This is a genomic window from Lysobacter sp. Hz25, from assembly GCF_046097045.1.
Classification (GTDB): Bacteria; Pseudomonadota; Gammaproteobacteria; order Xanthomonadales; family Xanthomonadaceae; genus Lysobacter; species Lysobacter antibioticus_B.
In genome coordinates, this window is sequence record NZ_CP175666.1 from 5,289,629 (window position 1) to 5,308,090 (window position 18,462).

The following is an 18,462-nucleotide window of genomic DNA, read 5'->3' on the forward strand; positions in this document are numbered from 1 at the left end:
GCGGGCCGCGCATCTTACAGCAATGTTTCAGACCGTCAACACCTGTCGAAACCGCTCTTTCTGCGCGTCCCCGCCGTGCGATGCATCTGCTCAGCGGGGCCGCGCATTATGCATACATGAACAGGGCTTGGGAAGCGATTTCGAAAAAAATGAACAGGGAATTTCGCGGCCGCGGTGGAAAGCCTTATGCGACGGGCTTAACGGGTGGTTTGCGACCTGGGTCGGCCCTCACCCCGCCCCTCTCCCGCAACTGGGAGAGGGAGAAGGACACCGCTCGAGGGATGCATTTCGCCTGTCGCGTGGCGTATCGCAGGCCGGAGGCCCATCCGGCGCTGGCATCCGCAAGCGTCGCAATGCAGCCAGCCGGCTCTCTGCTCAGGCGCCGACGGCTCAGGCAGCGACCAGGCGAACCCGGGCGAAATTGCGCTTGCCCACGGCCAGCACGCCCTCGAACCCCGGGGTGAACACCTGCTGCGGGTCTTCGATGACGTTGCCGTCGACCTTGACCGCCCGCTCCTTGAGCTTGCGGTTGCCTTCGGCATTGCTCGGCATCAGCCCGGCAGCCACCAATAAGGCGGCGATACGCAGCCCCTCGGCCGGCACACCGACGTCGGTCAATGGCAGCGAGGCGATATCGCCCTCGCCGCGCACCGCGGCATTCCAGCCCGCCATGGCCTGTTCGGCGGCCTGGGCCCCATGGAAGCGGGCAGCCAGTTCGCGCGCCAGGCGCATCTTGAGGTCGCGCGGGTTCAGCTGGCCGGCAGCGATCTCGTCTTTAAGACGAGCCGCCTCGGCGATGCCGATCTCGAAGCTCAGCAGGTCGATCCAGCGCCACATCAGCACGTCGTCGATCTTCATCGTCTTGGTGACGATGTCGATGGCCGGCTCGTTGATGCCTATGTAGTTGCCGAGCGACTTGGACATCTTGTTGACGCCGTCCAGCCCCTCCAGCAGCGGCATGGTCAGGACGATCTGGGCCGGCTGGCCGTGATGCTCCTGCAGGCCGCGCCCCATCAACAGATTGAATTTCTGGTCGGTGCCGCCGAGTTCGACGTCGCATTGCAGGGCCACCGAGTCGTAGCCCTGCACCAGCGGATACAGGAATTCGTGGATCGCGATCGGCTGCTGGGCGGCATAGCGCTTGGCGAAATCGTCGCGCTCGAGCATGCGCGCGACCGTGTGCTGGGCGGCGAGCTTGATCATGTCGGCCGAACTCATCTGGCCGAACCATTCGGAATTGAAGCGGACCTCGGTGCGCTCCTTGTCCAGCACCTTGAACACCTGGTCGGCGTAGGTCTGGGCGTTGGCGAGCACGTCTTCGCGGGTCAGCGGCTTGCGGGTGACGTTCTTGCCGGTCGGGTCGCCGATCATTCCGGTGAAGTCGCCGATCAGGAAGATCACCTGATGGCCCAGGTCCTGGAACTGCCGCATCTTGTTGAGCAGGACGGTGTGGCCGATGTGCAGGTCGGGCGCGGTCGGGTCGAAACCGGCCTTGATCCGCAGCGGGCGGCCCCCGGCCTTCATGGATGCGGTGAGGCGGGCTTCGAGCTCCTCGCGCTTGAGGATTTCGTCGGCGCCGCGGGCGATCAGGTCGAGGGCTTCTTGTACGGATGAGGACACGTGGGGACTCGCTCGGCGGCCACGCCCCGGAGTGCGAACGCGGTCACGGATTCAGGTTAATTGGGAGTTAAACGAAACTGGGCCGGCTGGAGACAAAAACCCCATTCAGCTCAAGGGTTTGACGCGTACTACTCGTGTGACTATGGTAACGCCGCTACGCGGCCTTCACACCTCACGCGAGGGATTCAACCAATGACAGTACCCGAGCAGGCTTCCAGTGTAGGCGCGCAACGCCGCGAACGACTGAAAGCACTGCGTGAAGCCGCCTTGCGCCGCCCCGTGTTGGCGCGTCATCTTTCCGATGGATTCAACGGCCGCTGGTCGGGCCGCCAGTGGGTGCAGGCCGGTCTGTTCGCGACCCTGGGCATGATGGTCGCGGCCATCGTGCCGGGCTTCAGCCAGTCGACCGCCTCGGTGCGCGTGCACGAGCCGCGCCAATCCCTGGCGCTCGCCCTGCCACCGCTGCCGATCGCCCGCGTCCGCGGCGAACACGGCGACAGCTGGCAGCTGGTGCGGATCAATCGCGGCGAGACCCTGGGTTCGGTGTTCAAGGACCTCGACATTCCAGCCTCGACGATGCACAAGATCCTCGAACAGCCCGGTGCCAAGGAAACCTTGAAGCGCATGAAACCGGGCACCGAGCTCGGTTTCGACATGCCGGTCAACGGCAGCCTGCGCACCTTCCGCTACGACCGCGACGACAGTCACCGCATCGAGCTGAGCCTCGCCGGCGACAAGATCACCCAGAAGATCATCACCCGCCCGACCGAGAGCCGCACCGTGGTCCTCAGCGGCAAGGTCGGCAAGTCGCTGTTCCGCTCGGCGCGCAAGGTCGGGCTGACGCCGGCCAACATCAATACGCTGACCGACGACATCTTCAAGTACGACATCGACTTCAACGAAGACGTAGGCGCCGAAGACCGTTTCAGCGTCGTGGTCGAGCAGACCTGGCGCGAAGGCGAACTGCTCAGCACCGGCCCGGTGCTGGCGGCGACCTTCACCAGCGAAGGCCGCCTGCATACGGGCTTCCGCTTCGAGCGCGGCGGCAAGGCCGAGTACTTCACCGGCGACGGCCGCCCGCTCAAGAAGAGCTTCATCCGTATGCCGATTCCGTATGCGCGCCTGACCTCGGGCTTCGGTTCGCGCCGCCATCCGGTGCTGGGCCGCATCCGCATGCACACCGGCGTCGACTACGGCGCGGGCACCGGCACGCCGATCATGGCCGCGGGCGATGCGCGCGTGCAGTTCGTCGGTTGGAAGGGCGGTTACGGCCGCGCGGTGATCCTCGACCACGGCCGCGGCTACACCACGCTGTACGGCCACATGTCGAACTTCGGCCGCATCCGGCCGGGCCAGCACGTCGGCCAGGGCACGGTGATCGGCTATGTCGGCAGCTCCGGCCTGGCGACCGGCCCGCACCTGCATTACGAATTCCGCATCAACGGCGTGCACCGCAACCCGCTGTCGGTGACGATGCCGCCGCCGGAGCCGCTGAGCGGCATGGCGCTGGCCCAGTTCCGCACTCAGACCGGCGTGGCCCTGGCGCGGATCCGCCAGGTCGAGAACATCATCTACGCCGATGCGGGCCCCGCGCCGGCGGCGCCGGCCAAGACGAACGCGAAGAAGAAGACGACCAAGGCCTGACCGGGCCGCGGCAAGCGAAAGGCCTCTTCGGAGGCCTTCGTGCTTTTTGGGATGGCGTCATGGATGCCATGCGGGGATAGGACGCGTTACCGTGGGGCGCTATGTCTTACAGGAAACTCGTCGTTATTGAGAATTCGGCTGTCCCGGCTGCTTCAGGCCTTGGGAGCCTCCGTCGTGATTGAGAATTCTTCGGTCCCGGCTGCCGCTCGCGTCGTCTCCCTCACAGGAACCTTCACCATGGTCCCGGCGGCCACTCGCGTCGTCTCCCTCACAGGAATCTTCACCATGGTCCCGGCTGCCGCTGGCACCGCTACGCCTGTTTCAGGCCTTTTGGAGCTTCGTCGTGGTTGAGAATTCTCCGGTCCCGGCGGCCAGTGACACCGTTACGCCTGTTTCAGGCCTTTTGGAGCCTCGTCGTGGTTGAGAACTCTTCGGTCCCGGCTGCCGCTGGCGTCGCTACGCCCCTTTCAGGCCTTTTGGAGCTTCGTCGTGGTTGAGAATTCTTCGGTCCCGCCTGCTGTTGGCACCGCTACGCCTGTTTCAGGCCTTTATCTTGGACTGATCTCCGGGACCAGCGCCGACGGCATCGACGCCGCGCTGGTGCGCTTCGCAGACGGCGCTGCGCCGACCCGCTGCGAGCTGGTGCTCGGCCGCACCTACCCCTGGCAGGAGGCGCTGCGCGAGCGCCTGGTCGCGCTCGGCCAGGGCGGCGACGCGCGCTCGCTGGAAGAACTGGGCACGCTCGACGTGCAGGTGGCCGAAGCTTTCGCCGACGCGGCGCTGAGCCTGATCGGCGAGGCGGGCGTGGCCGTATCCGAGGTCGCCGCGATCGGCTCGCACGGCCAGACCGTGCGCCATCGCCCGGCCGGCGCCGGCTACGACGGCCGCCATCCTTTCACTTGGCAGATCGGCGACGGCGCGGTCATCGCCGAACGCAGCGGCATCGCCACCGTGGCCGATTTCCGCCGCCGCGACGTCGCCGCCGGCGGCCACGGCGCGCCGCTGATGCCGGCCTTCCACGCCGCCTTGCTGCATTCCGACGCCGAGGACCGGGCCGCGCTCAATCTCGGCGGAATCGCCAACTTCACCCTGTTGCCGGCGCACGGCGACGTGCGCGGTTTCGACACCGGGCCGGCCAATTGCCTGATGGACGCCTGGGCGCTGCGCCACCTGGGCACGGCGTTCGACGCCGACGGCGCCTTCGCCGCGCGCGGCACGGTCGATGCGGACCTGCTTGCGCGCCTGCTCGACGAGCCCTGGTTCGCCTTGCCGCCGCCGAAGAGCACCGGACGCGAGCAATTCCACCTGGCCTGGGTCGAGGCCCGCCTGAGCGGCGCGGAGGCGCCACAGGACGTGCAGGCGACCTTGCTCGAACTCAGCGCGATCACCACCGCCGATGCCTTGCGCGCGCACCAGCCGGCGACGAAGCGGGTGCTGGCCTGCGGCGGCGGCGTGCGCAATCGCGCCCTGCTCGAGCGGATCGCCGCGCATCTGCCCGGGGTCGCGGTCGAGTCGACCGTGCCTTACGGCCTGGACCCGGACTTCGTCGAGGCGATGGGCTTCGCCTGGCTGGCACGGCAAACCTTGAGCGGACTGCCGGGCAACCTGCCCAGCGTCACCGGCGCGCGCGGCCCGCGCGTGCTCGGCACGGTGCATCCGGCCGCCTGACTGCGTCCGCTGGCTGTCGGCGCGATCCGGCCTCAGGCCGAGTCGGTGTTGATGCGGAACTCTTCGAGCAGTTCCAGGCTGCTGAAATCCGGACCGCTCGGCTTGGGCTCGGCCGGTTCGGCGCGGCCGATCAGGGAGAACCCCGGGTCGCTGGGGATGTGCTCCAACGCCGCGATCGCTTCCTGCAACGCCGAAGCGTCGGTATCGCTGAAACGCCCGACCATCTCGGCCTCGACCGCGAACAAGCCGCTCTCGATCAGGTGCAGTGCGGTGCGCTGCAGACTCCAGCCACGCGTCTCCGCGACCCGGCGAATGCGGTCGGCCAGGATGGCGTCCAGGTTGTGCAGGATGATGTCGGCCACAGGCGAGCAAAGTGCCATCGTTGCCGTATCGATAGCAACACGAAGTTGCTGGATTCGCGTTCAGGAACTCGACTGCACCGACGGCCGGCGCCCGCTGGCGGACGCGAGGCGCCGCGATCAAGCCGCGGTTTGTACCGCCGTCGGCGGTTTGCGCGCCACCAGCACGATGCACAACAGCAAGGCCGGGATGCCGACCAACGCGGTGCCGACGAAGAACAGCGAGTAGGCCTCGAGCAGGCTGCGATCGATCGCCAGGTGCTCTACCGCGACGCCGGACAGGCCCTTCAACACTTTGCCCAGCAAGGCGTAGAACGAGCTCAGCAGCGCGTACTGGGTGGCGGTATAGCCGACGTTGGTCAGGCTGGACATGTAGCCGACCAGGGCCACGCCGGCATAGCCGTTGCAGAAGTTGTCGATCACCATCGCCGCGGTGAACACGCCCGGGTCGTTGCCGTGCAAGGCCAGGTAGGCGAAGGCCAGGTTCGAGCCCGGGCCGAGCACCGCGCCGGCGAGCAGGGTCTGAATGAAGCCGAAGCGCACCGCGGTCAGGCCGGCCGCGGCGACCCCGGCGATGGTCGCGACCAGACCGAACGAGCCGCGCACTGCGCCGACGGTTTCCTTGGCCATGCCGAGGTCGGCGTAGAACGGATTGGCCATCGGTCCGAACAGGAAATCCGGCAACCGGTACAGACTGATGGTCAGCAGCATCAACAGCGCCCATTGGCCGTGCTGGCGGAAGAAGGCCACGAACGGGCCGACCAGGGCGTCGAACAAGCCTCGAGCGGAGAACAGCGTCGGGTGTGGGCTCGCCGCAGCGAGCACCGAAGCGGCCGGCTCGCGCGCCAACACCGTCGCCAGCACGCCGACCCCCATCAACGCCGCCATCGCGCCGTACGACAGCGACCAGCCGGCCTGCGCGGCGAGGATCAGGATCAACGAATCTGTGACCAGCAGGGCGCCGCGGTAGCCCAGGGTCGAGGTCGAGGTCAGCAACCCCTGCTGCTCGGGGCTGGATGCGCTTTCGATGCGCCAGGCGTCGATGACGATGTCCTGGGTCGCCGAGGCGAAGGCCACCACCAGCGCCAGCGCGCCGAACACCAGCAAGTGGTTCAAGGCGACCCCGCCGAGCAGCAACTGGCCCTGGCGCGGTTCTACCAGAGCCATGCCGACCAGGGCCACGCCGACGACCAGTTGCGATAGCAGCATCCAGCCGCGGCGCCGGCCGAGCCAGCGCCCCAGCACCGGCGCGTCGAGCTTGTCGACCAACGGCGCCCACAGGAATTTCAGCGAATAGGCCAGCCCGACCCAGGACAGGAAGCCGATGGTCGACAACTCGATGCCGTTCTCGCGCATCCAGAAGCCGAGGGTGTTGCCGACCAGGTAGATCGGGATGCCCGAGCTGAACCCGAGCAACAGCATGACCAGGACCTTGGGCTCGCGCAGGTTGGCGAGCACCAGCCGCCAGCCCTTGCGCGCGGGCGGCGCCGCGCGCGCGGCCGCGGCCCCGGTCTCAGAGGTCATAGTCGACGCTGAAAGGCGCGTGGTCGGAGAAGCGCGGTTCCTTCAGGATCGAGCAGCCGCGCAGACGGTCGCGCAGGCTCGGGGTGGCGAACTGGTAGTCGATGCGCCAACCGACGTCGTTGGCGCGCGCGGCGCCGCGGTTGCTCCACCAGGTGTAGTCCTGGCCCTCGGCGTTCAAGCTGCGGTAGGCGTCGACCCAGCCGCTTTCGTCCATGCACACACCATTGAGCCAGTCGCGCTCGGGCGGCAGGCAGCCGGAGTTCTTCTGGTTCGAAGTCCAGTTCTTGATGTCCAGGCGGGTGCGGACGATGTTCCAGTCGCCGCACAGGACGTAGTCGCGGCCGCTCGCCAGCCATTGGTCGAGAATGGGTTTCAGCCATTCCATGACCTCGAACTTGAAGCCCTGGCGCAGCTCGCCCGACGAACCGGACGGGATGTAGAACGAGACCACGCTGAGGTTGCCGAAGCGCGCCTCGATGTAGCGGCCCTCTTCGTCGAACGGCGCCCAGCCCAGGGCCGTGCGGACCTCGTCGGGCTCGCGCCGGCTATAGATCGCCACGCCGCTGTAGCCCTTCTTGGTGGTGGCGTCGCGGAAATAGGCGCGGTAGCCGTCGGGCAGGAAGGCCGGCCCGGCCAACTGGTGTTCCTGGGCCTTGGTCTCCTGGACGCACAGCACGTCCGCGTTCTGGGTCTTGAACCAGTCGAAGAAGCCCTTGGTCGTGGCCGAGCGCAGACCGTTGGCGTTGAAGCTGATGATGCGCATGCGCGCTCCACATCCGAAGTGCGCACGATCATAGCAACGGCCGGGCACGGGTATCATGTCGGCCATGACCGTGGCGACCTCCGTTTTCAGCGATTCCGCGGCCGCCGTGCGCGTGCTGCCGGTGAACGAGGCGCTGGCGCCCGCGGTGCGCGCGCTGCAGGTCGCCCCCGAGCAACTGCCCTTCGTCGGCGACACCGCGTTCAACCTGGCCGACACCTGGCGCGACCCGAACAGCGAGGCGATGGCGGTGCTGGCCGACGACCGCGTGGTCGGCTTCTACCGGCTCGACTTCAGCGTCCAGGCGATCGCCGGGCGCTCGCTCGGCGAGCCCGGCGTGGGCCTGCGCGCCTACATGATCGACCGCACCCAGCAAGGCCGCGGCTACGGCACGCGCGCCATCGCCGCCTGCCGCGACGACCTGCGCCTGCGCCATCCGCAGCGCCGCCTGCTCGCCCTGACCGTCAACGTGCGCAACCGCCCGGCGATCTCGGCCTATCTCAAGGCCGGCTTCGTCGACACCGGCGAGCTGTTCCACGGCGGCAACGCCGGCCCGCAGCACCTGATGCTGTTGCGCCTGATTCCCTCTTCCCCCGACCCGATCTCGCCATGACCGACCATCGCCATCGCTTCCTCCAGCTCGCCCTGAACGCCGACGCCCTGCGCTTCGGCGAGTTCACCCTCAAGTCGGGCCGGGTCAGTCCCTATTTCTTCAATGCCGGCCGTTTCGATTCGGGCGCGGCGCTGGCCGGGCTGGCGACTTGCTATGCCGATGCGATCCAGGCCGCGGGCCTGGAGTTCGACCTGTTGTTCGGCCCGGCCTACAAGGGCATTCCGCTGGCGACCGCGCTCGGCTGCGAATACGCGCGCCGCGGCCGCGACCTGCCGCTGGCCTTCAACCGCAAGGAAGCCAAGGCCCACGGCGAAGGCGGCATGCTGATCGGCGCCCCCCTGGCGGGCCGCCGCGTGCTGATCGTCGACGACGTCATCACCGCCGGCACCGCGATCCGCGAGGCGCTGGGCCTGATCGCCGAGGCCGGCGGCAGCGTCGCCGGAATCGTCATCGCGCTCGACCGCCAGGAAGCCGTGGACCCTGCACAATCCCGACGCTCGGCGGCAGAAACTGTCGCAATCGAACACGCTCTGCCGGTGGTCGCGATCGCGACCCTCGACGACCTCCTCGCCTTCACCGGCGAGAGTGCAGAGTTCGCCTCACAGCGCGAACGCCTGCTGGCTTATCGCAGCGCCTACGGCCGTAGCGCGGAAACCTGATCGCCGCACGGCGGCGCAGAAGACGGATGCGGCGTTGGACGACACCCGCTCTGTGATCGCAGGCACAAAAGAGGAGACCGACATGGCCCGACTCTTGCTTGGTTCTTTGCCGATTGGCCGACCGTTCGACGGCACGAGGGCGACATGAACCGATTCCATACCCTGCTGACCAGCGCGCTGCTGCTGGCGCTCGCTGCGCCGCTGGCCAACGCCCAAGCGGACGCGGGAAGCCCGGCCAAGAAGCTTTACTGCTGGAACGAAGGCGGCCGCAAGGTCTGCGGCGACGCCCTGCCCGCGCATGCCGTCGACAGCGCGCGCACCGAGATCAGCGCACGCAGCGGCCTGCGGACCGGCCAGGTCGATCGCGCCCTGACCCCGGAAGAACGCGTGCTCGCCGACCAGGCCGCACGCGCCGCACGCAGCGCCGCCATGGCCGAAGAGGCGCGCAAGCGCCGCGACCACGCCATGGCCGAGTCCTACGCGACCGAACAGGAGCTGCGCGACTCGTTCCAGGAGCGGATCATCCTGCTCGACGAGACCGTCAAGGCCTCGCAGCTCGGCATCGAGGGCCGTCGCCAGACCTTGCTGAGCCTGCTGCGCCGCGCCGGCGAAGCCGAGCTCGGTACCAAGCCGGTGAGCAAGACCCTGGCCGACAACATCCGTCACCAGCACGAAGAGCTGATGCACCAGCAGGACATGCTCAAGCAGCAGTTGGCCGAGCGCAGCGTGGCCGACGACGACCTCGCCGCCGCCCTGGAGCGCTACCACACGATGAAGGCGCGCCGGCCGAACCAGGGCTGAGCCCGGCCACTGCCGCCGACCGCAGCGAGCGGCTGCGGCAGACAACTCCAGCAACGAAAACGCCGCGGCTAGCCGCGGCGTTTTCGTATGCGCTGTCGGCACGATGCCGGCCGGGCCGGCATCGCCTCGATGCTTAGAACGGCAGCTTCAGGTCCGGCTTGAGCGCCAGCAACTGGGCGCGGAACGCGTCCTGGATCCGCACCAGCGCCTCGTGGGTGTCGGCGTCGAAGCGCATGACCAGGATCGGCGTGGTGTTGGATGCACGCACCAGGCCCCAGCCGTCGGCAAAGTCCACGCGCAGGCCGTCGATGGTCGACAGACGCGCGCCTTCGAACGAAGCCTCGGCGACGAAACGCTCCACGAAGCTGTGCGGGTCGCCGTTGGGCGCGTCGACCTTGATCTCGGCGGTGGCGACGCCGCTCGGCAGGGCGTTGAGGGTGTCGGTCGGGCTCTGCGGCTGCGCCGACAGGATCTCGAGCAGGCGCGCCGCCGAATAGATGCCGTCGTCGAAGCCGTACCAGCGCTCCTTGAAGAAGAAGTGGCCGCTCATCTCGCCGGCCAGTTCGGCGTCGGTCTCGCGCATCTTGGCCTTGATCAGCGAGTGACCGGTCTTCCACATCAGCGGGCTGCCGCCGTGGCGCAGGATGTGGCCCGGCAGGCGGCCGGTGCACTTGACGTCGTAGATGATCATCGCGCCCGGGTTGCGCTCGAGCACGTCGGCCGCGAACAGCATCAACAGGCGGTCCGGGAAGATGTTCTGGCCGTCGCGGGTGACCACGCCGAGGCGGTCGCCGTCGCCGTCGAAGGCGATGCCGAGATCGGCGTTGAGGCGGTCGACCATCTTGATCAGGTCGACCAGATTGTGCGGCTCGCTCGGGTCCGGGTGGTGGTTCGGGAACTCGCCGTCGATCTCGCAATACAGCGGGGTCACCTCGGCGCCGATCGCGGCGAGCACGCGCGGCCCGACGTCGCCGGCGACGCCGTTGCCGGCATCGACGACCACCTTGAGCGGACGGTCGATCTGGATGTCGGAGGCGATGCGCTGGACGTAGTCCTCGGAGATGTCGCGCTGCGCCAGCGTGCCGGGCTCGGCCGCGGTGTGCAGACGGCCGCCGACGATGCGCTGGTACAGGTCGGTGATCGCCGTGCCCGACAAGGTCTCGCCGCCGACCACGACCTTGAAGCCGTTGTAGTCCGGCGGGTTATGGCTGCCGGTGACCGAGACGCAGGAACCCGCGCGCAGGTGATAGGCGCCGAAATAGACCAGCGGGGTCGGCGCCAGGCCGATGTCGATGACGTTGCGGCCGGCCTTGCGCAGGCCGGCGATCAAGCCTTCGATCATCGCCGGGCCGGACAGGCGGCCGTCGCGGCCGACCACGATCTCGGTCAGGCCCTGGTCGTGCATCACCGAGCCGATGGCGTGGCCGATCATCTGGGCGATGCCGGGGTCCAGGGTCTGGCCGATCACGCCGCGGATGTCGTAGGCGCGGAAGATTCCGCCGTCGATGGCCACGGCCTTGGGCGCGGCGGAGTTCTGGCTTTCGGTCACGTTGGCATCGGTCGCTTCGAGTGGAGAGACCGACATGGTCTCAGCCAAAGTCTGAACCGGGCCTTCGTCCTCGACCGGCACCGTGCGGTAGGCACGTTGACGCAGGCGCATCAGCACGAACGCCAGCAGGCCGAACACCACCGCGGCAATGAAGCAGCTCAGCGCACCGAGCCCCAACGGGCCGCCGGGCACGTCCGGCACGGCCGCGGCCAGGCGCAGGTCGCTGCCCGGGATCTTGGCCGCCATCGCCTCGGCGCCGTTGCCGAGCGAGGTGTCGCCGCGTTCGATCACGCTGAAGCCGCCCTGGCGCAAGGCCAGGTAGCTGCTGCCGTCGACGTCGGCCTTTTCGATGCCGTCGCTGATGCGCTGCAAAGGCAGTTGCAGATAGGCCACGCCGACCAGTTGCTCGCCGGCGCGCGCCGGCGCCGCCAGCGCCAGCACCGGCTTGCCGCCGTCGCGCACGATCGCCGCGGTCGGTTTGCCGGCGACGATCGCCGCTTCCATCGCCGCGAGCCGGCCGTAGCCGCTTTTCGGCAGTTGCGCATAGTCGCCGGCCAGGTCGGGCGGCAACACCGCGCCGGCCTTGGCACCGGGCCAGCTCTGGGTCAGCAGGGTCGCGGCGCGCTGCAGGTCGCCGGCTTGCAGGGCGGCCTGCATTTCCGGGGCCGCCATGCGCTCGCGCAGGCGCTTATGCTCGATGCCGAGGGCGTCGTGGGCGGCGCTGATCGCCTTGTCGCGCGCACTGACCAGATCGGCCCGGCGCGAGGCGTCCCGATGTTGCTGGACGCCGCTCCAGCCGAACCACAGGGTCAGCAGCAGACAGACGAACGCCGCCGGCAGCAGCACGGGCTTGATTTGCGCCAGCGACAGCTGCGGCTTTTCCATTTTCACATCGACCATTGCCAGAACCTTTCCCCTGTCTGTGCCTTGCGCGGGCGATACCCCAGTCTGCACCGGGGCCGCGGATCATTCCGTCGACTGTGCCTCGTGGCGCGGTCGCTCCCGTGGTTGTCTAGCACGATGTGTGCCATGGCACCCGTAATTCGCTCAGCGCACCCCGGTATGGCCGAAACCGCCGCCCCCGCGCGCGCTGCTTTCGAACTCGTCGACCACCTGCAGGCTGGCCCGCACGATCGGCAGGACCACCAACTGGGCGATCCGATCCCCCGGCTGCATCGTAAAAGTCTCGCGGCCCCGGTTCCACACGCTGATCAGCAGCGGGCCCTGGTAGTCGGCGTCGATCAGGCCGGTGCCGTTGCCGAGCACGATGCCGTTCTTATGGCCCAGCCCCGACCGCGGCAGGATCACCGCGCACAAGGTCGGGTCGCCGAGATGGATGGCCAGGCCCGACGGCACCAGCGCGGTGTCGCCCGGGTGCAGGATCAGCGGCTCGTCGAGCGCCGCACGCAGGTCGAGGCCGGCGCTGGCCGGGGTCGCATAGCTCGGCAGCGGCCATTCGTGGCCATGCCGCGCGTCGAGGATCTTGAGTTCGAGCGTGTGGTTCATTGATTTGGAAGTCCGGACAGGGAGGGCGCCGCCGCGCCGCGCGCGGCTCAGGCCGGCCAGCGCGCGAGGATCAGGTCGAGCAGCTCGTCGGCGAGTTGGGTCTTCGGCGCCGGGCCGAGGGCGCGGGCACCCTCGCGCCAGTAAACGGTGAGCGCGTTGTCGTCGCTTTCGAAACCGCTGCCGGCCACGCCGACGCGATTGGCCGCGATCAGGTCGACCCGCTTCTTTTCCAGCTTGCCGCGGGCGTAGAACTCGACGTCGTGGGTCTCGGCGGCGAAGCCGACGACCAGGGTCGGACGCTGCGGATGCGCGGCGACCTCGGCCAGGATGTCGGGCGTGCGCACCAGCTCGAGGGTGAGCTGCTCGTCCTTCTTCTTGATCTTGCCGGGCGCGACCTGCGCCGGCGCATAGTCGGCCACGGCGGCGGCGCCGACGTAGGCATCGGCCGGCAACGCCCCGATCACCGCCTCGCGCATCTGCCGGGCCGAGCGCACGTCGATCCGTTCGACCCCGGCCGGGGTCGCCAGGGCGACCGGGCCGGCCACCAGCACCACCCGGGCGCCGCGACGCGCCGCGGCCTCGGCGATCGCGAAGCCCATCTTGCCGCTGCTGCGGTTGCCGATGAAGCGAACCGGGTCGATGTCTTCGAAGGTCGGGCCGGCGCTGACGACAAGGCGCCGGCCGGCGAGGCTGGCGCCGCTCATGCCGTCGCTCCGGCGAGGGCGGCGACCAGTTCCTGCGGTTCGAGCAAACGGCCCGGACCGGATTCGGGCTCGGCCATGCGGCCCTCGCCGGGGCCGAAGAACGCCACGCCGCGCCCGCGCAGGGTCGCGACATTGGCCTGGGTGGCCGGATGCCCCCACATGCGGTGATTCATCGCCGGGGCGATCGCGACCGGCGCTTCCGAAGCCAGGCACAGCGTACTGATCAGGTCGTCGGCGAAACCGTGGGCGAGCTTGGCGATCATGTCGGCGGTGGCCGGCGCGATCAGGATCCGCTGCGCCCAGCGCGCCAGTTCGATATGCCCCATCGCCAGTTCGGCCGCCTCGTCCCACAGCGAGCTGCGGACCGGATGGCCGGACAGGGCCTGGAAGGTCGCGGCACCGACGAAGCGGGTGGCGTTCTCGGTCATGGCCACGCGCACCTGGGCGCCGGCGTCTTGCAGGCGCCGCACCAGGTCGGCCGCCTTGTAGGCGGCGATGCCGCCGCAGACGCAAAGCAGGATGCGCTGGTCGTGCAGCGGCAGGGAATTGTCTTGCGCCATGGGCGGCCGGAGCTCGTTCGGTTCTCGATGCAGGTTCGGAGACGATGAGTGATGCGGCCGCGACGAACGCCGCGTCGGCGAATCCCTACACCCTCTCGGCGGTCTAGCTTACCCGATGCCCCGCACGCCCCCGATGCCGCCTCTGGCCGGCACCGCGCAGGATGCAGCCATGAGAATCCACGAATGGCCCAGCGCGGAACGCCCGCGCGAAAAATTGCTCGCCCACGGCAGCGGCTCGCTGTCGGACGCCGAGCTGCTGGCGATTTTCCTGGGCTCGGGCCTGCGCGGCCAGGACGCGGTCGGCACCGCCCGCGGGCTGCTGACCGAGCACGGCCCCCTGCGCGACCTGCTCGACCAGCCGCCGGCCAAGCTGGTGCGCATGCGCGGCATAGGCACGGCCCGCGCCTGCGCCCTCAAGGCCGCGCTGGAACTGGCCACGCGCTGCCTGCGCGCCGAGCTCGACCGCGGCACCGCCCTGACCGACCCGGAATCGGCCGGGCGCTACTTCGCCCAGCGCCTGCGCGGCCTGCAACACGAGGTGTTCGCGGTCATGTTCCTGGACGCCCGTCACCGCGTGATCGGCTTCGAAGAAATGTTCCAGGGCACCATCAACGGCGCCGAGGTGCATCCGCGCGAGGTGGTCCGGCGCGCCCTGCAGCGCAACGCCGCGGCGGTCATCGTCGGCCACAACCACCCCAGCGGCAACGCCGAGCCCAGCCAGGACGACCGCGCGGTCACCGCCCGCCTGAAGCAGGCCCTGTCCCTGGTCGAGATCCGCCTGCTCGACCATTTCGTGGTCGGCGACGGCCTGCCGATCTCGATGGCCGCGCGCGGCTGGATCTGAACCCCGTTCGGGACGATGGCCCGGGGGGCCGACCGCTCCGCCCCGCACTCACGACGCCTGGACGTGCCAGGACGGAATATCCGCGGCCCGACGAAGCCGTCGATCGCCCGCGCAAGCCCGTTCGATACGGGTAAAATGCGCGGTTCCGTAATGCCCTGCGAATCGCAAAGTCCCCTGTGAAAGCCACCCTACATGCGCTCGTCGCGCAGGCCATCGACGCATTGCGCGCAGCCGGCACCGTGCCGGCCGACCTGTCCACACCCGATTTCGTCATCGAGCGACCCAAGAGCCGCGCCCAGGGCGACTTCTCGACCAACGCCGCGATGCTGCTGGCCAAGCCGGCGCGCAGCAACCCGCGCGAGATCGCGCAGAAGCTGATCGACGCGCTGCCCGCCAGCGCCGATCTCGGCCGGGTCGAGATCGCCGGCCCGGGCTTCATCAACTTCCACGTCGACGAAGCGGCCTGGCGCCGCCAGCTCGGCGAGGCGCTCGCCCAAGGCGCGCAATACGGCCGCAACGCCAGCGGCGCCGGCCGTCGCGCCGGCGTCGAATACGTCTCGGCCAACCCGACCGGCCCGCTGCATGTCGGCCATGGCCGCGCGGCGGTGATCGGCGACTGCATCGCGCGCGTGCTCGGCGCCAACGGCTGGAACGTCGCGCGCGAGTTCTACTACAACGACGCCGGCGTGCAGATCAACAACCTGGCGATCTCGGTGCAGGCGCGCGCGCAAGGGCGCACGCCCGGCGACACCGACTGGCCCGAGGACGGCTATCGCGGCGACTACATCGCCGACGTCGCCCGCGCTTATCTCGACGGCGCCACGGTCGAAGTCGACGGCCACAGCATCACCGGTGCCGGCGACGTCGACGACCTCGACGCGATCCGCCGTTTCGCCGTGGCCTATCTGCGCCGCGAGCAGAACGCCGACCTGGCCGCCTATGGCGTCGGTTTCGACGTGTACTTCCTCGAAAGCTCGCTGTACGAGCAGGAGAAAGTCGAGGAAACCGTGCGCGAGCTGATCGCCCACGGCCACACCTACGAAGAAGGCGGCGCCTTGTGGCTGCGCTCGACCGATTTCGGCGACGACAAAGACCGCGTGATGCGCAAGTCCGACGGCACCTACACCTACTTCGTGCCGGACGTCGCCTATCACCTGAGCAAGTGGCAGCGCGGCTACGAGCGCGCGATCACCGAACTCGGCGCCGACCATCACGGCTCGCTGGCGCGCGTGCGCGCCGGCCTGCAGGCGCTCGACGTCGGCATTCCGCAAGGCTGGCCCGAGTACGTGCTGCACCAGATGGTCACGGTCATGCGCGGCGGCGAGGAAGTGAAGCTGTCCAAGCGCGCCGGCAGCTACCTGACCCTGCGCGACCTGATCGACGAAGCCGGCCGCGACGCGGTGCGCTGGTTCCTGATCGCGCGCAAACCCGATTCGCAGCTGACCTTCGACATCGACCTGGCGCGTTCGCAGTCGATGGACAACCCGGTCTATTACGTCCAGGTCTCGCATGCGCGCATGTGCGGCCTGATGCGCCAACTCGCCGAGCGCGGCCTGTCCTATGACGCGGCGCACGGCCTGGCCCAGCCGCTGGACCTGAACGACGCCGCCGCGCACGAGCTGATCGTGACCCTGCTGCGCTATCCCGACGTGGTCGCGGTCGCCGGCCGCGATCTGGAGCCGCACCAGATCGCCGGTTATCTGCTCGAATTGGCGCAGACCTTCCAGACGTATTACAACGACCACCAGTTCCTGGTCGACGACGACGCCCAGCGCCACGCCCGCCTGGTGCTGGCCGCGGCGACGCGCCAGGTGCTCGCGAACGGTCTCGGACTACTTGGGGTGAACGCCCCGGAGGTAATGTAAGTGGCAGCACGACGCGGAAAATCTCAGGCCAAGCGCAACCAGGGCAACGACAGCCTGCCGGGCTGGGCCTGGGGCGTGATCGGGCTGCTGCTGGGTGTCGTGTTGATCCTGGTCGCGCCCAAATACCTCAAGTCCGACGGCGACGGCTTCTTCCGTCCGCAGCCGAACCCCGACGCCCAGCCGGCCGCGGTCACGGCCGATGAAGAGCCGGTCGCGCCCGAGGACAGCAGCGCGGCGGCCAAGCCGGCGCGCAACGCCGATGCGGCCGACGCCAAGGCCAAGGACGACAAGACCGGCAAGGACGGCACCGACTACGACTTCTACACCCTGCTGCCGGGCAAGGAAGTCGAGATGAGCGATGCCGAACTCGCCGCGACCGAAGCCGCCGAAGAGCAGCGCCGCGCCGCCCAACAGCGCAGGAACGCGCAGACCGCCGCGGCCCAGCCGCAGCCGGTGCAGGCCGCGACCGCGGTGCAGACCGCGCCGCCGACGCGGACGCCGGCCGCTGCCTCGACCACCACCGCGACCACCGTCAGCCTGCCCAAGCCGGTCGACACCATCGCCGTCGAGCCGACCCGCACCGCCGCACCGCCGGTCCAGGTCGCCAGCGCGACCCCGCCGCCGGCCACTTCGGTCACGCCGAAGCCGCCGGCCGTCGCCGCGACCCAGGGCAACGTCGCCAAGCCCGCCGCGGCCAGCGACAACACCCGCTATCTGCTCCAGGCCGGCGCCTTCCAGGCTTCCGGACAGGCCGAGGAAATGAAGGCCAAGATCGCGATGCTCGGCCTCGGCGCGCGCGTGGAATCGGCGCAGATCAGCGGCAAGACCGTGTACCGCGTGCGCATGGGCCCCTACGGCACGGCCAGCGACCTGGCCGACGCCAAGCGCAAGCTCGCCGACGGCGGCCTGCCCGGCATGGCGATCAAGGTGCAGTAAACCCGCGCCGCTACGGCGGCGACAGGCGCAAAGGAAACAGGCGCAAAAGAAAAAGGCCGGGCCACAAGCCCGGCCTTTTTGTTGACCGCGATCCCCGCGCAAGACCGCGACCCGACACTCGCGCCGTTCGCGACCGGCAACGCTGCGTCGCTGTCCACCAACCATTCGCCTCCGAGCGCGTGCGCATCCGGCGACCGGAGATTCGCCCGGCCCGGCATTCGCCGTACCCGAGTCGCCGACTCGTCGGGCAAAAACTGCCGCGATGCGTCACCGCGCGTCGGCGCAGCGCCACCTTCCGGCAGCGCGCCCGGCCACAGCGCGACGCCGGTCACCCTGCGTCGCACGAGCGTCGAAGTAGACTGCGCCCGCTACGTAGTCGTTGGGGATCGGATGGACAAGCGCATTCTTCTGGGCTGCCTGAGTGCGGCAGGCGTGCTGTTGTTGTTCGGCATTTTCATCAAGTTCCTGGGGTTGGACGCGAGCCAGGCGATCGAGACCGGCGCCGGCGCGATTCCGCTGCTCGACGTGTTCGGGGCCCTGATCGCCATGGGCGTCGGCGGCGCGATCGCGCGCCACGCGCATTTCCGCTGGATCGCCCTGTTGCTGATGGTGGCGATGTGGGTGCTGACCCTGTGGACGATCGTTTCGATGGCCCTGCCCGACAGCCCGCTGCCGATGCGCTCGCTGGCCGGCGCGCTGCGCTACAACGCGCTCGCCATCGTCCTGACCGTCATCGCCGCCTTCGCTGGCGCCATCCTCGGCGAGCGCATCGCGCAACGGCGCAGCCGGCCGGCCACGCGCTGATTCGCATCTCCACTCAGCCCTCGCGCCGCGCCCTCCCAGGGCAGGG

Annotated in this window: 15 protein-coding genes and 1 pseudogene; 9 read left to right on the forward strand and 7 right to left on the reverse strand. The window is 69.0% G+C overall.

Annotation, left to right across the window (positions count from 1 at the left end; translation table 11 throughout):
• Positions 1 to 390: 390 nt before the first annotated feature.
• Positions 391 to 1,620 (reverse strand): tyrosine--tRNA ligase, encoded by a 1,230-nt coding sequence (tyrS, locus tag ACKN61_RS21865; RefSeq protein WP_031371319.1) that lies wholly within the window; start codon positions 1,618 to 1,620, stop codon positions 391 to 393.
• A gap of 192 nt (positions 1,621 to 1,812) precedes the next feature.
• On the opposite strand from tyrS, the gene ACKN61_RS21870 reads away from it, so the two are divergent.
• Together ACKN61_RS21870 and ACKN61_RS21875 are read left to right on the forward strand one after the other, a co-directional pair.
• The gene (locus ACKN61_RS21870) at positions 1,813 to 3,264 is read left to right on the forward strand and encodes a M23 family metallopeptidase (RefSeq protein WP_408951214.1); all 1,452 of its coding nucleotides are present in this window, start codon (positions 1,813 to 1,815) and stop codon (positions 3,262 to 3,264) included.
• A 489-nt stretch (positions 3,265 to 3,753) separates the two neighbouring features.
• Complete coding sequence (locus ACKN61_RS21875) at positions 3,754 to 4,932, forward strand: anhydro-N-acetylmuramic acid kinase (protein ID WP_408951215.1); 1,179 nt, start codon at positions 3,754 to 3,756, stop codon at positions 4,930 to 4,932.
• Between the two features lie 32 nt (positions 4,933 to 4,964).
• Here ACKN61_RS21875 and ACKN61_RS21880 read toward each other — a convergent pair whose 3' ends face one another.
• From ACKN61_RS21880 to ACKN61_RS21890, 3 genes are all read right to left on the reverse strand, one after another.
• Positions 4,965 to 5,312, reverse strand: coding sequence for a hypothetical protein (locus ACKN61_RS21880; protein WP_408951216.1), 348 nt, complete (start codon positions 5,310 to 5,312; stop codon positions 4,965 to 4,967).
• Positions 5,313 to 5,411: 99 nt separating this feature from the next.
• Positions 5,412 to 6,815: an AmpG family muropeptide MFS transporter gene (locus ACKN61_RS21885; RefSeq protein ID WP_408951217.1), complete on the reverse strand. Its 1,404-nt coding sequence runs from the start codon at positions 6,813 to 6,815 to the stop codon at positions 5,412 to 5,414.
• The gene (locus ACKN61_RS21890; protein ID WP_031371324.1) at positions 6,805 to 7,578 is read right to left on the reverse strand and encodes an exodeoxyribonuclease III; all 774 of its coding nucleotides are present in this window, start codon (positions 7,576 to 7,578) and stop codon (positions 6,805 to 6,807) included. Before ACKN61_RS21890 ends, ACKN61_RS21885 begins: the two co-directional genes overlap by 11 nt.
• 55 nt (positions 7,579 to 7,633) lie before the next feature.
• On the opposite strand from ACKN61_RS21890, the gene ACKN61_RS21895 reads away from it, so the two are divergent.
• The 3 genes from ACKN61_RS21895 (at position 7,634) to ACKN61_RS21905 (ending at position 9,648) form a co-directional block, all read left to right on the forward strand.
• Positions 7,634 to 8,188 (forward strand): GNAT family N-acetyltransferase, encoded by a 555-nt coding sequence (locus ACKN61_RS21895; protein ID WP_408951218.1) that lies wholly within the window; start codon positions 7,634 to 7,636, stop codon positions 8,186 to 8,188.
• Positions 8,185 to 8,847 carry an orotate phosphoribosyltransferase gene (gene pyrE, locus ACKN61_RS21900; protein ID WP_408951219.1) on the forward strand — a complete coding sequence of 221 codons (663 nt, stop codon included), beginning with the start codon at positions 8,185 to 8,187 and terminating at the stop codon, positions 8,845 to 8,847. Before ACKN61_RS21895 ends, pyrE begins: the two co-directional genes overlap by 4 nt.
• 144 nt (positions 8,848 to 8,991) lie before the next feature.
• Positions 8,992 to 9,648 carry a hypothetical protein gene (locus ACKN61_RS21905; protein ID WP_408951220.1) on the forward strand — a complete coding sequence of 219 codons (657 nt, stop codon included), beginning with the start codon at positions 8,992 to 8,994 and terminating at the stop codon, positions 9,646 to 9,648.
• Between the two features lie 133 nt (positions 9,649 to 9,781).
• Here the strand turns inward: ACKN61_RS21905 and ACKN61_RS21910 are convergent, their stop codons facing one another.
• The 3 genes and pseudogenes from ACKN61_RS21910 to coaBC form a co-directional block, all read right to left on the reverse strand.
• Positions 9,782 to 12,097 carry a phosphomannomutase/phosphoglucomutase gene (locus tag ACKN61_RS21910; RefSeq protein ID WP_408951221.1) on the reverse strand — a complete coding sequence of 772 codons (2,316 nt, stop codon included), beginning with the start codon at positions 12,095 to 12,097 and terminating at the stop codon, positions 9,782 to 9,784.
• A 147-nt stretch (positions 12,098 to 12,244) separates the two neighbouring features.
• Positions 12,245 to 12,703, reverse strand: a complete 459-nt coding sequence (gene dut / locus ACKN61_RS21915) for a dUTP diphosphatase (RefSeq protein ID WP_408951222.1) — start codon at positions 12,701 to 12,703, stop codon at positions 12,245 to 12,247.
• A gap of 47 nt (positions 12,704 to 12,750) precedes the next feature.
• A pseudogene (gene coaBC / locus ACKN61_RS21920) lies at positions 12,751 to 13,967 on the reverse strand (bifunctional phosphopantothenoylcysteine decarboxylase/phosphopantothenate--cysteine ligase CoaBC).
• Positions 13,968 to 14,136: 169 nt separating this feature from the next.
• Here coaBC and radC point away from each other — a divergent pair.
• The 4 genes from radC to ACKN61_RS21940 all read left to right on the forward strand — a co-directional run bounded on the left by radC (position 14,137) and on the right by ACKN61_RS21940 (position 18,416).
• On the forward strand, positions 14,137 to 14,811 hold the full coding sequence (gene radC / locus ACKN61_RS21925) for a DNA repair protein RadC (RefSeq protein ID WP_408951223.1): 675 nt from the start codon (positions 14,137 to 14,139) through the stop codon (positions 14,809 to 14,811).
• Between the two features lie 176 nt (positions 14,812 to 14,987).
• Positions 14,988 to 16,676, forward strand: a complete 1,689-nt coding sequence (gene argS / locus ACKN61_RS21930) for an arginine--tRNA ligase (RefSeq protein ID WP_408951224.1) — start codon at positions 14,988 to 14,990, stop codon at positions 16,674 to 16,676.
• Entirely contained in the window at positions 16,677 to 17,612 is a 936-nt protein-coding gene (locus ACKN61_RS21935; RefSeq protein WP_408951225.1) for an SPOR domain-containing protein, read from the forward strand. It abuts the gene before it with no gap.
• 390 nt (positions 17,613 to 18,002) lie between these two features.
• Positions 18,003 to 18,416, forward strand: a complete 414-nt coding sequence (locus ACKN61_RS21940; RefSeq protein WP_408951226.1) for a hypothetical protein — start codon at positions 18,003 to 18,005, stop codon at positions 18,414 to 18,416.
• The last annotated feature ends 46 nt before the right edge of the window (positions 18,417 to 18,462 follow it).